The sequence below is a fragment of the Bacteroides sp. L008 genome, from assembly GCF_040812255.1.
Classification (GTDB): domain Bacteria; phylum Bacteroidota; class Bacteroidia; order Bacteroidales; family Bacteroidaceae; genus Bacteroides; species Bacteroides vicugnae.
This window is the reverse complement of sequence record NZ_JBFNXO010000001.1, coordinates 4,678,969-4,692,537: the sequence shown is the minus strand read 5'-3', so window position 1 is coordinate 4,692,537 and position 13,569 is coordinate 4,678,969. Positions and strand designations below refer to the sequence as shown.

The following is a 13,569-nucleotide window of genomic DNA, read 5'->3' as shown; positions in this document are numbered from 1 at the left end:
GAAACTAAAGTTTCAGCATTGGGAAACTGTAGTTTCAGCACCGAGAAACAACAGTTTCAACGGCATGGAAACTATAGTTTCTCCAAGAGAAACTACTGTTCCCCTATCAGGGAAAGCAAATGATCTCCTGTTGTCTGACTTTTATCTCCTTAACTCCACTTCAAAGCTAGCGCCATCTTTGCAACTGAACTGCAAAACTGTTTGCTTCTTATCAGAAGAAATCACCTTGCAAAACGGAGTTTCTTCTACATTCCATTGCCCTTTTATCGTTACAGTCACAGGTATTTCACCACTGGCATTTTCAATCCATGGTCGGGAATAGATACTACGTTCGATGCGTTTCCCATCTTTATCAAACGCTTCATCGCTTGGACCGCGATACAAAGCCAAATCCGGTTGTGCCACCGTCAGCTTAATCTTATCAGCAGATTCTTTATGAGTCATAACCAGACAGGAAGTATCCACACGTTGTAATAAACCACCCGGCAATGTCGTTTCAGGAGTTTCAAACAACACATAAGAAATGATCTGTTCGGAAACGGACTCTACAATATGTGCATTCCAGTCTTGCCGTAATACCTTATAAGTGGGCTTCTTTGCAAATTTCTTCATGAGAGCTTCATTCGTCTGAGGCAAAACAGCGTATTCATAACTTCCGTTTTTCGGTGCCTTTCCATGATCTACAACCAAAGAAACCCAATCACCCTTTGTTCCTTTTCCTGTATTTTGCATTCGCGAGTATTGAGGAAAGTTCTTCTCAAACCGGATGGGAGTCGGAACATAATACCCCGTTCCCAAATGATCTACCCATACGTTCTTATCCCTTTGATAATTTTTCCAATAATCATGCCCTGCTTTATCAGTAACCGCTAATTGGAAGATAGTCGTTTCTGTCGGGAACTCCGTATTTGTATTTTCAATATCCGAACCAAGACAGACAATCATTCCATCGATGAAATGGTAAGATTTACGTGCCCGATGTGATCCGTTGTACTTATCATGCTCATGCAACTTCATTCCGAAATTACCATTCATCTTCTGTTGAGACAAACCACCGGCAAAAGCCTCGTCGGAGTAAAGCATCTCTTCCATTCCGGAGTAACTATCTACATTGAGCACCTTAGCCTGCAGTTGCTCCAATGGCAAATGAATAGATGTCACTCCCGGAATACGGTTCCAGTCAAAACCTTCCTGCTGCCAGCCACTAGTGGTGGGAGTTACTGTCTGTCCCGGCGCAGCAGTCAATATCTGTAAACTGCCGTGTGCCAGATAACGACCGTATAGATTTGCCCCCAGATAATGCTCTGCCGCCCATAAATAACGGGAATGTCCGCGTGCCACAGCCGACCAGTTACTACGACGTTGAACAGAGATGCAACCATATCCCATTGCTATATTTCCCTGCGGGTCCGTCTCCGGACGGAAACCTTTCTCTATAAGAAGTTTTGCCACCTTACGCTCTTCAGCATTTGAAACCTTAGGCATATATTCGGGAGAGTCATTTTCAATACTTGGGTCTGAAATCAGACGGAGGTAAGAAGAAGCCATTTCACTATCATATTCCTCCTTTCCATCGGGAGAACCGGCTAAAGCCATCATAGCAAAATGCATAGGAACCAGTTTACCTTTTCCATCCGGATGACGACCGGACATGGAAAGAGGGAAGTTCAGCTTATTGCAGTAAAAACGCATGGTCAACAGTACATTTTTCACGGTTTCATGAGCTAACTCGGAAATAGCAAATTCCGTCCGGCTGAAAAGATAGATCATATTGGTTGCTCCATCGAGTCCGCCCACAGCATAAGCCGGATAGTTGTTTCGATGATGGAAAGCACCTCCGTCTACTTTAAACGAACCGGACAATCCCAATGCAGGACGGCAACCAAAATCAATCCAACGGGAGAAAGACCGGAGATATTGTAGTTTTTCCGGTGTATCTTCCATCATTAAAATGCTGGCAATGCGTCCGGTGGTCTGTGTATTGAAAGAGTCCATATCAATTCCGTTGACTTCCGGTTTAGGGTATACTTCGTTAGTAATCGCATACCAGCGCAATGTCCGTTCGGCTTCCTGAAGTTTACCAGCTTCCCTAAGCACATCTTTCATCAGAAAATATGCCAGGTACAGACCGCGGACACTATAGCCGTAATGATGGATGTTTCCCCAACAACTACCATAAGCTACTCCCTGATCGGTTATATGATCGTACATTGCCAAGAACTTCTTCCTCATTTCTTCCCGAATCACCGGATTTGCCGCATTATTATATGCAACGGCAATTCTTTTCATCAGGTCGAAATAAGCACGCATTTCCACTCCCAGTTTAGTCAGCATATCTTTGTCCCAGTTCGGTATGATCCGTTCATAAGCTTCTGAAGCACGTACCATATAAACAGGTACTCCCGATACTTGACCGTTCTTGTAGGTTATCTGATAGAAATCATATTTCTTGCGGATAGTTTCCACTTCTTTATCTGTAGTTTTCCCTTTCGTGTAGATCATATCACGAAAACGCTTTTCCAACAGTTGCATTTCTGCTCTTTGCTTATCGTTCACAGGAGTCAATTCAATATCCGGTTTCAAAAGCGAGTGTTGATAGACAACCAGCCAATGGTTGGTGGTTCCGGCATTGACAAAAGGGACTTGCAGATCGGCTGTCTGTTGACGTGCATCAACCTTAGTAGCCGTAATCAGATGATCGATGAAAAGGCTTCCTTTTGAATTTGGAGCAATCATCCGAAGTTCATTCATGCCTTCCTCCGGTGTGCCTTGCATATCACGTTCATAGCAGACCCATGCAGCACGCCAACCACTGAAATTAATGCCAAAAGGGAAAGATGTGCATTGTTTGCCATCTTTCAGAAACTGAAACTCAATGGTCGCATTCTGGGGAACTTCATTATAAACCCACACAATAAAAGCGGAAAGGTATAAATCCTTGCCGGTCGGATCTTTCTTCTCAAACTTCAAATCTTTCTTGAGTTCCAATATACCACCCGGTTCAAATGTCCATTCCAACGAATGTTTTCCATCTTTATAATGCAGATCAGATACCGACAGGCGGGATTGGGTAGCGGTGATACAATCCGGGATTTGCGGTTCTTCAAAAGAAAACATCCGCTCATCTGTTACGACTTGTGCATGAAGGAATGCTGAGCACAAAAGAGAAAACAGAGTTGTCACTCCAAATTTAGTAAAAGGTTGTTTCATCATGGAAATATTGTCTTATCAGGTTTTCAGTATATCAGTCAAAGTATGGTCGCTTTAAAATCTGTAAAGAGTATATGATTCTGCAAAAGACGTAAACCGAAGTGTCCGTCACCTTCACCACCCGTAAGGGTATAGCGGAACAACTCTTCATCATTCACAGAATAAGTTGTGATTCCCTTTTCCACTCGAATCCGAATCTCATACCACTGATTGGGAACAAGTAAGTGGGAGGTATCAGTATATTCTTTCAATAACGGTTTCACCTTATCATCTGCCACTCCATAGTACTCTCCTCTGTATCGACGAAAACGGGTCGTTGAGTTATCATTTCCTCCGTATCCAACGTAGAAAAGGTTTAATGTATTGTAGTTTTTAAAGATGCCGTCACGCCACTGACTACGGGCAAAAAGATCATTAGGGTATTTAGGATCATTGGCAGCCCAAAAGCAGTTCAGATCACTCAAGCGGTCATACTTTCCACCTTGCATCACCATACAGATACGATAACTAATTTCATAATCACCTGCCAATCGTTGCCGATACCACATAGTCAGTCCGTCCGGAACCATCAATTCTAATGTATCTGCACGTTCTATTATTTGCAAAACATGGGATGCATCTTCTATTTTCCACTGTTGCACAAAAGAAGCTTTGTGTTGTGCCAAAAGCATCACACTATCTAAGAGAAAAAAAGTAATCAAACTGTAGCCTATAAAAAATCGCTTCGTCATTACGGTATTAGTTTAAAGATTATTCTTCCGGATACAAAGAAACCCCTCTTTTTTCGAAAAGAGGGGTTCAAATTGTACAAAATATCTCAAATAATGTATTAACTGGTAATTTGTATTACCAATATTTTACGGTCTCTTCCGGTTCAAAATCCTCATACCAGTTTTTATATGAAGCACCATTATTTTTTGCCCAATCCTTAAACTTCGGGTATGCCGTTTCAAAAGCAACTTTCTCATACGCATGTCTTGTACCTACAGGAACTTTTATACCCCAAACGAAACCATTCATATTACAATATGGAATATTTTCATTTATTGCTTCATTTCCACTCATAGTTGCTGCATCTTTAGCATAGTCAGCATAAGCCGAAGTAGGCTTATAACCTCTCATGTGTATTTCTTTGCCACCATTGACAACTATAAAAAAGTTCTGTCTCTGCGTATCAAGAATAAGATCTCTGAATGCTTTTAGTTGATTTTCTCTATCCTGCCCTTTCAAACCATCCTTGCCTATCAGTCTAACTTCAGCACGTAACATAGGCAATCCTTCTCTAATTGCTCCCTTTGTTGTTTGGAAATAAGCTCTCGGTGTCCCATCAAGAAGATCACTATGCAAACCAGATAAACCATCCAATTTGATAACCGTTCCTTCTTCCGGAGTCGTATTCACAGACAAACCAGCATAACGTTTTTTATCAGCATCATCTTGATCCCATCTCCAGTCTCTTGCTTCAATCGATACCTCCGATTCCGTAGAAAGTTGTACTTGTTTCAGAAGTCTTTCAGTACCTTGTCCGCCTTTCAATGAAAGTTTTGCTGTAATCCGGTCGACATACTCACTCTTTAAGTTTTCCAAGACAACTCCTAACTGAGTAGGAATCTGACCACCCACCGCACGAACATCCAAAGTCAGTAACAACTCCTCTTTACTACCTTGAATCTCCATCAATTCTTCATTCTGACATTCGGAAACCTTTATGTCATATTCAAAAACTACATCATTAAAATCCTCGTCATACCACGTGGACTCCTTAGGCCAGCCATCTTCAAACATTGCCACACCGGTACTATGATAAAAAAGATAATCGGCTGTCGGCTCCGCTGTCGGTTTCACTGCATCTTCAGGAAGAGAAAGAGTAACCGATGCATTGTGAGTGGTTTCATAAGAAAAATCAGTCGGATAGCTCTCACTGCGAGTAACAGGAGATAAAGCAAAACTTGCCTTTTTCACCTCACCTGATACTGTGTTATACTCCATATATACCTTGTCCGCATGAATAGGGACATTTAAGGTTATAGTACGTGAAGAACCGTCTTTCACAAAAACGTCTTCTGCAAGCAAGTTTTCTCCTTTTTCATCAGCATACACTTTAACAAGAGGAGAAGCATTTACCGGATCAACAGTTCCCGGACCATCATTACCTTTTTCCAACTCATTATCAGAGCAGGAAGTAGTAACCAACATTGTCCCCATAAGGACATACACCAAACTTTTAATTTTCATCTTAATCTAATTTTTAAATTTATTGTTTGTTTCTGTTTCGCATGAGAGCCTGGCTTATCACACTTATTTTCAGGCTCCATTTGTTAACTTATCAAAAATATATTTAACGCTTAATAGCTTTCCACCCTCCTTTATTTGTAATTTCAATCCTTTCCATCGAAAATAATCACAAGAGCTAAAATATGCCTCAAAAGAGCTGTCCATAAACAATGGATAATATATACAAGTTATTTCGTATATTTGCATTAGACAGAACATTCAATACAACAAATATAGAACTTTTATTCTGAATATACAAGTTTTATATCTAAATATATCAAGGGAAATGGATCAAGTACTGTATGGTATAGATTACATAGAATATTATTTCTATTGGATATATTACAAGTTTATTGGCTATCCTTTAATCATAAGAATATGCTCAATTGCTGTAATGTTTTGTATTATTGCGTACTTATTTCTCCTATTCCATATTATATATGGTATATTTAAAAGGCGAAAAGAGAAGCGAAGATACAATAAAGCGTTTGATAAATATTACGAAGAAATGAAAACTATCTCACTAGATTCCAACACATTGAGTGAAGAAGAGATAGCTGACAGATTAGAATATGATACGAAAAAGCGCCCAAAACCCAACGAGTTACGCATTATCACCCAACTGTTAACAGAAATTAAGAGTGTGCATGAAGATGAGATCAATGAACTAAACTACCAAACGATTCAAACTGTATTCCAAATCACACGTTTCCTTGAACGCGAACTTCAATTCGGTTCCAAAAGATCAAAGATACAAGCTCTGAAACTTATTCAGTCCATCAATGGTTATGCCTCTGAAGCGGTATTGGTGCGTTTCCTCTATCATCGTGAACTAGAACTAAGAAACTCGGCACGCTATACTTATATGTGGTTAAGCCAGGGTGATCCGTTCCGCTTCTTCGACGAAGATATCGGCATGAAGTTAAGGCAATGGGACATGATGGAGTTACACGCCATCTTGGAACACCGTAAAAAAGTGGGATATAACACACCCACCTTTATCAAATGGGTGAATACTTCAGCTGAAGAAAACGTTAAGATATTCTTTATCAACGAAATCCGGCTATATCATGAAACCGAAAGTGCCCCAATTCTCGCGAAGCAACTCAATGCCCGTTCTGTGGAAATACGGGGTGAAGCAATCAAGACTTTAGGTAAGCTAAAATACAAAGAGGTTGAACCTAAGCTGATTGAAATGTATAATGTACAACCGGAAGAAGTCAAACGACAAATCATTTCGGCTATTGCAGATCTGAAGACCGACAAGGCTTTAGGATTTCTTTACAACGCTTATGATGAAGCAGATAACTGGGGAACCAAGAGAGTCATACTCAAAGCCCTCTATGAGTATAGTGCAATGGGAAGGAAAACATTCGATCAATTGGAGAGAAAAGCAGATTCCCACACAGCTATATTGTTTGCCCACACCAAGCATCCGTTAATCAACCAGTTAAATTAGAGAATATGAGAGATATAATATTTACATTCTTCAATTATTTCGTATTCTTTTATACGAGCATGCTGGCGATATTCTTCGTCACATTCGCCTTCCTCTCTTTCATTTCTCTGAAACGGAGAAAGGATTACTATGTGGAAAGCTATATGCGGAAAACAATCAAGGAATCCCCCTATACACCGGGTATTTCGGTAATTGCTCCTGCCTTCAATGAAGAAAAGACAATCATTGATAATGTGAACTCCATGCTTGCATTGGAATATCCGCTTTTCGAGGTGGTTATTGTAAATGATGGAAGTACGGACAGCACATTGGAAAAGATGACCGAATATTATGAACTGGTAGAAGTGCCCTATGCTTATATCGAGCGAATCAAAACCAGACCGTTCCGAAGACTCCTCAAATCCTCCAACCCGAAATACAGCCGACTTATTGTTGTAGACAAAGAAAATGGAGGGACCAAAGCGGATGCATCCAATGCAGGAATCAACGTTGCTTCTTATCCGTATTTCATCTGCACGGATGTGGACTGCATTCTGGAAAAATATGCTCTTTATCGCTGCATCTCGCCCATTATATCTTCAGAAAAACAAGTAATTGCAGTCAGCGGAACGATGTTGATGGCTAACGGATGCGTCGTGAAAGACGGACAAATCATAGACGTTAGAACTCCCCGTACACCGATTCCACTTTTCCAGAATCTGGAGTATATGCGTTCCTATCTGATTGGTAAGATGGGGTGGTCCGCAATCAATGGAATGCCGAATGTCTCCGGTGGATTCGGTCTTTTCGACCGTTCGGTAGCGATTGCAGCCGGAGGATACGATGCTCCCTCTTTTGCTGAAGACATGGACCTCATCACCCGTATGGTAGGATATATGTGCGATTTCTCCCGTCCTTATAAAATCATACAGATTCCTGATACTTGCTGCTGGACGGAAGGGCCTCCCAACCTGGCAATGCTCTACCGCCAACGTACCCGTTGGGCACGGGGATTGTTCCAGACACTTAATATCCATCGCAAGATGATTTTCAAAAAGACATATAAGCAAATGGGAATGTTAACTCTCCCTTATATGTTCGTTTTTGAGTTTCTGGCGCCAATCATCGAGTTCGTCGGTTTGATAGTATTTATCTATCTGGCCTTTACAGGAGCGGTCAACTGGAACACGGCATGGATGATTTACCTGACGATATATACGTTCTGCCAGTTCCTTTCCATCGTCGTTATTACCTACGACTACTATGTCGGGATGCTATATAAAAGAGGATATGAATACCTATGGATTATCATTGCGTCCATATTGGAACCTATCTTCTATCATCCCATCATCACTTTCTGCTCATTGAGAGGATACCTTAGTTATCTGACCAATAGAGACTTCAAGTGGAAGAACATGGAACGTAAGGGATTCAAGCAGAAAGAAGAAAGTGCAGACGATACTGATATAAAGACAATGAAGCCTGAACCGGCTACGATTTAAACAAGAAAGATTAAAGACAAGATAGAATGAACAGAGAGTTTCTCCATAAAATCACCATATTAGGTTGTCTGTTTTTACTGATAACCTCTTCCTCCGGGACCGACAACGGATTCCAGACACCGGAGCAATATGCCCAGATTGTACAAGAGCATTTTGCGAACGAGGAATGGGAAGCAGGGAAAGAGCTATTGGAGGAGGGCCTTCAGAAATATCCGAATGTTTCTGACCTTGAATGGCTCATGGGAAAATACTGGTTCCACGAAAAGAACTACGACCAATCGCGTTATCATCTTGTCAAAGCGATAGACGACAACTACAACAACGTCAATGCCAAACATCTGCTGGTAGATGTAGAAGACATCACCGAGAATTATTCCAGTGCCATTTGCTACGTTAATGAGTTGCTGGAAGTGAATCCGTATTGGAGAGGTTTATGGCGAAGAAAGATTGAACTGTACCGCAAGCAGAACAACGATGTGGAAGCAGACCGTCTGTTGAAACGTATCAATCAAATTTACCCGAACGATACAATTCTAAGGAAGGATTATATCTACAGCATGGAGGTAGGCTACCAGCAAATGAAAAAAGGTGGTAACCGGAAAGAGGCCATCGAAAAGCTGACGGAGCTCATCAAAGTATCTCCCCAAAACGAAGAATATTATCTGGACATCATTAACCTGCATTTGCAGGAAGGAAACCGGGAAGCCGCTCTAGGCTGGTCATCCAACGGTTTGGCTGCCATACCGGGAAGCGGTGCGCTTATCGTCAAAAGGGCAAGTATTCTCAGCGAATTGGCACGTTATCCGGAAGCACTGGTGTTTATACGCGAGCAAATGCGAAGGAACAACAGCCCTGCCATACGGCGCATGTATAACGACCTGTTAATGGAGGCTGCCCGTGCAGAAAAGCAACGGGATCCTTATGTATTATATGGCATGGCCTATGAAGGAGGCAATAAGAACAAGGAAGCATTGGACTACCTGCTGAACACTTCCGTCACCCGAGGATATACCGACGATGCTCTCTTCTATATCAGAGAAGCTAAAAAACAATATGGCAACAATGATAAAGGAATTCTTTATAAAGAATATATGCTTTATCGCCAGATGAATGAGGATGATCTTGCCTATTCAACGCTGAAAAAGATGTATGAGATGTATCCTGATGATTATGATATTACGCTTGCCATGAGTGCACAGCACATGAAAAAAGCAGAAAAGCTGATGGAACTCGGTCTGTACGCAGAAGCATTGCCGCACGTATTGTTCGTTTCTCAAAAACATATAGACAATGATATGAACGGTGCCGCATGGGAAAAAGCCTTGAGTTGCTATATCAATATGAAACGTTACAATGAAGCACTTGCAACATTGGACACCATCACTCTTCACTTCCCTGATTACGAAAACGGCACGTTGAAAAGGGCATTTATTCTCGATAAAATGGATAAAACCGAAGAGGCTTTGCAACTGTATCTATCTGCCATCGAACAGAGTGATGAGGATATGCGCATTTTTTATGTCATCGGATACGAGGAACTGGCAGTGCCCTACATCAAGAAATGTATGGAAGCCGGAGCTACGAAGAAAGCATACGAGGAATCTGTCAAGCTAATTAGCCTGAATCCATCGAGCGATCTCGGATTACGGTATGCCATCAATTCGGCCGGTTTACTCGGGAAATACGATGAATTCGAGAAATACACAGCACAAGGGATCAATTATTATCCTGAAGAACCGTTCTATCAGGCCAAAAGAGCTACTGTGCTTGAACGTGACAAGAGATACGAAGCTTCTTTGGAATTCCTGAAGCCGATACTCAACAAATACCCGAGCAACAAAGAGATTATAGGCGCATTCTCACAGAGCAGTGAATACCGTGCCCTGCAACTGACAAAGGCCAAAGAACCGGAAAAGGCTCTCGCAGTTCTTGATACAGCTTTGCTTTATGACAGTCAGAACAAATCATTAAAGTACGCCAAGGGAGTGGTATATGAAGCCAACCGTCAAGCGGATTCTGCCTATTATTACCAGAAGTTCTACGAGCCATCCATCATGGAATATCGCTCTTTCCAACGACATTTATCGGGTCTTAGAAGCATGATGCTCAAGAATGAGATTGCCTTGACCTATCTTCGTGCACGCTATGGAGAAGAAGATATCATTACCTCTGTTGCAACGGCCGAATATACCCGAAAAGGCCAGAAGAACAGCTATACGGGACGCCTCAACTATGCAGGGCGAAGTGGCTCGGCAAGCGACAGCATGGAAGCGGAAGAGCAGACACCGGGAGGAGTCGGCATTCAGGTACAAGGTGAGTGGACGCATCACTTCTCACCGAAGTGGAGCCTCACGGCCAATGCAGCCTTTGCGACCAAATACTTCCCGGACATAACGGCTGATGTCGCTTTACGGCATTATCTCAAGAATGATTGGGAAATAGGCGCGCATGTGGGTTATAGACGGGTAGCCGCCTACACAAAGCGTTATGAATGGAACGATGAATTCTTTGCAGGTGGCACCGGAGACAATGGTTATCTGTTTACCGGCTGGAATGAGTCAAAGACTAACCTACTCACTGTAGGCGGAGAATTAGCCAAGACCATTGAAGTAGTTCGTCTCAACACGAAGATAGATATGCACTTCTTCAACTCCAACTTCTATTACAATGCTCAGATTGGTGCCAAGTACTTCCCGGCCAGTGACGGAAAGACAAATATCAACGCCATGGCAAGCATCGGATCGGCACCGGAAACGGCCGTACTGGACTATGCGCTTCCCGGCTCTTTCTCTCACACCAATACCATGGTGGGATTAGGAGGCCAGTATATGGTCAGTCCTAACATTACCATAGGCTTGATGGGGACCTGGAACACCTATTATAACCAAACCAATACGGTGCGAGGGACAAGTCCGTCCAACCAGATAGAATCCATATCGACACGCTATAAAAACTTATATAACATCTATGCACAAGTCTATATTTCATTCTGACACGCTTTGCCCCATATTGGCAGGAATGATCTGTATTTGCTGCCTTTTATCCGGCTGCCGTATGCAGGCACGCACGGAGATGTTCCCATCGAAAGAAGGATATCTCGTCACTATTGGCGAAGCCCCGACCGACAGAGACACCCGGTGGGCGAAATACCTGTACGAGCATCTCAAAAAGCGTGCAAATGACGATGAAATAGTAGCTTTTGGTGTTTCTGAGATGGATGCATGGCGTATCATTATACAGATAGACCCCACCTTACAAAGAGGGTTCAAAGTAGCCTGCAAAGGTGCTGATATAAGGTTGACAGCAAGTGACGACAAACAAATGCTCTGGCTGCAATACCAGCTAATCAAGAAAATCAGCAAAGAAGACCCGCGTATAGACGGCTCCGATCTTCCTCCCGCCCTTATCAATCTCAATGATACTTGTGGAACCTTTGCATTTGACTACCAAAGCATTTATTCCCCACACGGTCTGAATCCCGATCATACAGGGGTGATCGGACTAAACAACTTCGACGACAGCTGGGGAATATGGGGACACAACCTGCGGAAAGTATTGGGAAAAGAAGCGGAAAAAGTATACGCCACCATTCATGGAAAGACAGATGACTCACAACTGTGTTTCTCTTCCGAGGACATGTACCGCCAGATAGAAAGTTATATTGTAAATAACTTCGGTGAAAAGGGGAATTCCCGTTTTGTAATAGCCCCGGATGATGCTCCGTATGCCTGCACATGTGCCACCTGCACCGCACTGGGAAACACGGAGAAGAATGCCACTCCGGCCGTTACGGAACTTATTATCCGCCTTTCACAACGTTTTCCCAAGCATTTTTTCTTTACGACTTCTTATCTGACCACACAACAGGTCACCGACAAACAACTCCCCGCCAACACCGGAGTAATCGTCAGCGCCATCGACTACCCACTTCGCCGGACAGACGGCAAGGATGAGCAAGACAAGAAATTTGCCGACCAACTCGACAACTGGAAGAAAGTAACGAACAACATCTATATATGGGACTATATCAACAACTTCGACGACTACCTCACTCCTTTTCCCATATTAAAGATAGCTCAACAAAGACTCCAATTCTTCAAACAACATGGAGCCAGCGGCATATTCTTCAACGGAAGTGGATATAGCTATTCTTCTTTCGATGAAATGAGGACTTTTGTACTATCCTCCCTCCTTATCAACCCGGAACTCCCGGTCGACGACTTAATCAGAAGTTACTTTAATCAGGAATATCCAGTATCAAAAAAATGGCTATACGATTACTACACTGAATTGGAGAACAATGCCCAATCCGGAAAACGACTCGGACTTTATGCCGGTATCAGAGAATCAGAAAAAGCATTCCTCTATCCGGATCAATTCATCAAATTCTATGATGAAATGGGAGATTTTGTTTCCGAAGCAAAAGGGAAAGAGCGTAAAAAGCTGCACGAACTTCAGACTGCTTTGTCTTTCACACGCCTGGAATTAGGACGTGACCACGGCTTTGATGCTTACGGATATGCCAAACGAAATGGAAAAGAGATCCAACCGGTTCCCCAAGCCCGGAAATGGATCACCCAGCTCAAAGAACACAAAGCATTTACCGGAATGGAATATTATAATGAGTCAGCCTATGAGATCGACTATTATATAAAGGAATGGGAACAATACCTACTTTCTTCCGACATCAAGAAAAGCTTGTTTTTAGGACTCAATCCTTCAGCAACTCCTAAACTGAATAAAATTGATTCCAAGAAACTGACTGATGGCACTCACGGTTTACCCGGAGACTATCATTGCGGTTGGATAATCATTCCGGGAGAAGAATGTACCATCAACCTGCCGGTGAAAGGTATCAATGCATCAGGGACATTCTATATCAGCTTTCTGAATCTTCCCCGGCATCACATCTATGCGCCACAACAAATTCAACTGTTGAAAGACGGAATAGCCTATAAAACAATAGACCTGAAACCGAAAGACGCTCCGGGAAAAGGGGAAATGATAAAAGCCACCGTTCCGGCAGACCTGAACGGTGCAGAACAACTAAGCATCAAAATCAGTTGTTTAAAGAAACCGGAAGCGCAAATAGGTATCGATGAAATTGCATTCATCCCTTAGATGCTGAAAAAGTGATATAATAAA

At 42.5% G+C, this 13,569-nt stretch carries 7 protein-coding genes; 4 read left to right on the top strand and 3 right to left on the bottom strand.

What is annotated here, in order from left to right; translation table 11 throughout:
- Positions 1–141 precede the first annotated feature (141 nt).
- From AB3G73_RS18235 to AB3G73_RS18225, 3 genes are all read right to left on the bottom strand, one after another.
- Entirely contained in the window at positions 142–3,213 is a 3,072-nt protein-coding gene (locus AB3G73_RS18235) for a chondroitinase family polysaccharide lyase (RefSeq protein WP_367745315.1), read from the bottom strand.
- 35 nt (positions 3,214–3,248) lie between these two features.
- Positions 3,249–3,941: a DUF6250 domain-containing protein gene (locus AB3G73_RS18230; RefSeq protein ID WP_367745314.1), complete on the bottom strand. Its 693-nt coding sequence runs from the start codon at positions 3,939–3,941 to the stop codon at positions 3,249–3,251.
- A 115-nt stretch (positions 3,942–4,056) separates the two neighbouring features.
- Positions 4,057–5,445, bottom strand: coding sequence for an LruC domain-containing protein (locus AB3G73_RS18225; protein WP_148365470.1), 1,389 nt, complete (start codon positions 5,443–5,445; stop codon positions 4,057–4,059).
- A 325-nt stretch (positions 5,446–5,770) separates the two neighbouring features.
- On the opposite strand from AB3G73_RS18225, the gene AB3G73_RS18220 reads away from it, so the two are divergent.
- The 4 genes from AB3G73_RS18220 to AB3G73_RS18205 are packed head-to-tail and all read left to right on the top strand — an operon-like array spanning position 5,771 to position 13,545.
- The gene (locus AB3G73_RS18220) at positions 5,771–6,943 is read left to right on the top strand and encodes a HEAT repeat domain-containing protein (protein ID WP_148365469.1); all 1,173 of its coding nucleotides are present in this window, start codon (positions 5,771–5,773) and stop codon (positions 6,941–6,943) included.
- 5 nt (positions 6,944–6,948) lie between these two features.
- Positions 6,949–8,424: a glycosyltransferase family 2 protein gene (locus AB3G73_RS18215; protein ID WP_148365468.1), complete on the top strand. Its 1,476-nt coding sequence runs from the start codon at positions 6,949–6,951 to the stop codon at positions 8,422–8,424.
- A 26-nt stretch (positions 8,425–8,450) separates the two neighbouring features.
- Positions 8,451–11,417, top strand: a complete 2,967-nt coding sequence (locus AB3G73_RS18210; protein WP_342989180.1) for a hypothetical protein — start codon at positions 8,451–8,453, stop codon at positions 11,415–11,417.
- Positions 11,392–13,545, top strand: coding sequence for a DUF4838 domain-containing protein (locus tag AB3G73_RS18205; RefSeq protein ID WP_342989179.1), 2,154 nt, complete (start codon positions 11,392–11,394; stop codon positions 13,543–13,545). Before AB3G73_RS18210 ends, AB3G73_RS18205 begins: the two co-directional genes overlap by 26 nt.
- Positions 13,546–13,569: the final 24 nt, after the last annotated feature.

Coding starts and splice junctions, on each gene's coding strand:
- AB3G73_RS18235 (WP_367745315.1), bottom strand. CDS start 3,213: ATGATGAAACAACCTTTTACTAAATTTGGAGTGACAACTCTGTTTTCT.
- AB3G73_RS18230 (WP_367745314.1), bottom strand. CDS start 3,941: ATGACGAAGCGATTTTTTATAGGCTACAGTTTGATTACTTTTTTTCTC.
- AB3G73_RS18225 (WP_148365470.1), bottom strand. CDS start 5,445: ATGAAAATTAAAAGTTTGGTGTATGTCCTTATGGGGACAATGTTGGTT.
- AB3G73_RS18220 (WP_148365469.1), top strand. CDS start 5,771: ATGGATCAAGTACTGTATGGTATAGATTACATAGAATATTATTTCTAT.
- AB3G73_RS18215 (WP_148365468.1), top strand. CDS start 6,949: ATGAGAGATATAATATTTACATTCTTCAATTATTTCGTATTCTTTTAT.
- AB3G73_RS18210 (WP_342989180.1), top strand. CDS start 8,451: ATGAACAGAGAGTTTCTCCATAAAATCACCATATTAGGTTGTCTGTTT.
- AB3G73_RS18205 (WP_342989179.1), top strand. CDS start 11,392: ATGCACAAGTCTATATTTCATTCTGACACGCTTTGCCCCATATTGGCA.